The 2770-nt window shown below is 75.3% G+C and carries 1 protein-coding gene; it reads left to right on the top strand.

The genetic code is table 11. The features are described from left to right. Positions 1–2558 (top strand): amino acid adenylation domain-containing protein (locus VFZ20_RS14750; protein ID WP_329684666.1); only part of this gene is annotated, 2558 nt, incomplete at its 5' end. Positions 2559–2770 lie beyond the last annotated feature (212 nt).

The raw sequence follows: 2770 nt of genomic DNA, 5'->3' as shown, positions 1-2770 counted from the left end.
CGCAGCTCCTGGTGTCGCTGGACGAGACGCTCACGGCGGGGCTCAAGGCCCTGTCCCGGCGGCACGGCACCACGCTGTTCATGACCCTGCTGGCCGGGTGGGCCGTGGTGCTGGGCCGGCTCTCCGGCCAGGAGGACGTGGTGGTGGGCACGCCGGCGGCCGGGCGGGGCCGGCGGGAGCTGGAGCGGCTCATCGGCTTCTTCGTGAACACGCTGGCCCTGCGCGTGGACCTGTCGGGCGCGCCCACCGTGGCGGAGCTGCTGGGGCGCGTCAAGCAGCGGGCGCTGGAGGCGCAGCACCACCAGGACATCCCCTTCGAGCAGGTGGTGGAGCTGCTGGACCCGGTGCGCACCATGGCCCACCATCCGCTCTTCCAGGTGATGTTCACCTGGCAGAACACCCCCCGCGGGGACCTGCGGCTGCCGGGGCTGAGCGTGGACGCCGTGGCCGGCGCCGGCGGGGACGCCCGGGGCGTGCAGGCCAAGTTCGACCTGTCGCTCTCCCTGCAGGCCACGGGGAACCGCATCGCGGGGTGGCTCACGTACGCCACGTCGCTCCTGGAGCGGGAGACCGTGGAGCGGTGGATGGGCTACCTGCGGCAGGTGCTGGCGGAGATGGTGGCCCACGAGGACCGGCCCGTGGCGCGGCTGCGGATGCTGCCCGCGGAGGAGCGCGCCCGGGTGCTGGAGGCGTGGAACCGCACGGACGCGGACTACCCGGCCGGGGCCTGCGTGCACGCGCTCGTCGAGGCGCAGGCGGAGCGCACGCCGCACGCGGTGGCCGTGGTGTCCGGGGAGGAGACGGTGACCCTCGGGGAGCTCAACGCCCGGGCCAACCGCCTGGCCCATCACCTGGTGGGCCTGGGCGTGGGCCCCGACGTGCGGGTGGGGGTGTGCATGGAGCGGGGGGCCGAGATGGGGGTGGGGCTGCTGGCCGTCCTCAAGGCCGGCGGCGCCTACGTGCCCCTGGACCCCGACTACCCCGCCGACCGGCTGCGCTACATGGTCGAGGACGCCGCCCCCGCGGCCGTGCTGGCGTACGGCGTGCCCGACGCGCTCGTGGCCGGGCTGGTGGGGGAGAGCGGGATCCCCGTGATCCGGTTCGAGACCGACGCGGACGCGTGGGCGCACCGGCCGGACACCAACCCGGCGCGGGCGGACGTCCATCCCGAGCACCTGGCCTACGTCATCTACACCTCCGGCAGCACGGGGCGCCCCAAGGGGGTGATGAACCACCACCGCTGCCTGGTGAACCGGCTGGCCTGGGGGGCCCGCGCCTGGGGGCTGGGGCCCGACGACGTGGTGCTGTGCAAGACGTCGCTGAGCTTCGACGGGCACATCCGCGAGCTGTTCCTTCCCTGGACCGTGGGCGCGCGGGCGGTGATGGCGCGTCCCGGCGGCCACAAGGACCCCGACTACCTGCTGCAGGCCATCCACGACGACAGCATCACCCTGGTGAACCTGAACGGCTCCCTGCTGCTGGTGATGCTGGAGAGCCCGCGGCTGCCGCTGGCCGCGGGGCTGCGGCAGATGCTGGTGGGCGGCGAGTCGTTCCCCGGCACCGGGCTCACCCGGTTCCTGGAGCGGCTGCCAGGGACGGCGCTGCACCACCTGTACGGGCCCTCCGAGGCGGCCACGCCCATGATGGCGCCCGACCTGGGCCCCGCGCAGGCGCGCCGGGTGGTGCCCATCGGCCGGCCCACCGCCAACTCGCGGATGTACCTGCTGGACCCCGCCGGCGACCCCGTCCCCGTGGGGGTGGTGGGCGAGATGTACGTGGGGGGCCACAGCGTGGGGCGGGGCTACCTGGACCGCCCGGGGCTCACGGCCGAGCGCTTCGTCCCCGACCCGTTCGGCGAGCCGGGCGCGCGGCTGTACCGCACGGGCGACCTGGGCCGCCGGCTGGCGGACGGGATGATCGAGTTTCTGGGGCGCAACGACTTCCAGGTCAAGGTGCGCGGCTTCCGCATCGAGCTGGGCGAGATCGAGGCGCGCCTCCGCGAGCACCCCGGCGTGACCGGGGCGGCCGTGCTGGCCCGCCCCGACGCCCACGGCGGCAACCGGCTCATCGCCTGGTACACGGGCGACGAATCCGTCGACGCGGGGGCGCTGCGGGCGCACCTGGCCGAGCGGCTCCCGGACTACATGGTCCCCGCCGCGTTCGTGCGGATGGAGAGCTTTCCCCTCACCCCCAGCATCAAGCTGGACCGCGCGGCGCTCCCCGAGCCGGACGCCGAGGCGTACGCGTCGCGGGCGTACGAGCCGCCGGCCAACGAGACCGAGGAGGCGCTGGCCGCCATCTGGGCCGAGGTGCTGCGCGTGGAGCGGGTGGGCCGCCGGGACAACTTCTTCGACCTGGGCGGACACTCGCTCCTGGCGGTGCAGGTGGTCTCGCGGGTGCGCCAGGGGCTGGAGGTGGACCTCCCCCTGAGCGAGCTGTTCACCCGGCCCGTGCTCGAGGACCTCGCGCAGGTGGTCGTCGACGCCCAGCTGGCCCAGTTCGATCCGGAGGAGATCGCGGCGCTGGCCGCGCTGCTGGGCGACCCGCCCCTCTCCTGATCCGCCGGCGGCGCGCATCCCCGGGTGCGCGCCGGCGCCGTCACGCCTCTCCCGGGGTTCCCGGGGGAGGCGGGCGCGCTCCGCGGGCCCGCCACGATCCCCGGCCCCGGGCGTTCCGTTCCCGAAACGGGCGCAAGGTGGACGGGTGCTGGCCGCAGAGGGACGGCGCCGGGCCGCGGCTCCCGTGTCCGGCATCCCGGTCCCCGGCCGCC

The organism is Longimicrobium sp. (assembly GCF_036280135.1).
Lineage (GTDB): Bacteria > Gemmatimonadota > Gemmatimonadetes > Longimicrobiales > Longimicrobiaceae > Longimicrobium.
The sequence above is the reverse complement of the archived record's forward strand: the minus strand, read 5'-3'. Positions and strand labels throughout refer to the sequence as shown.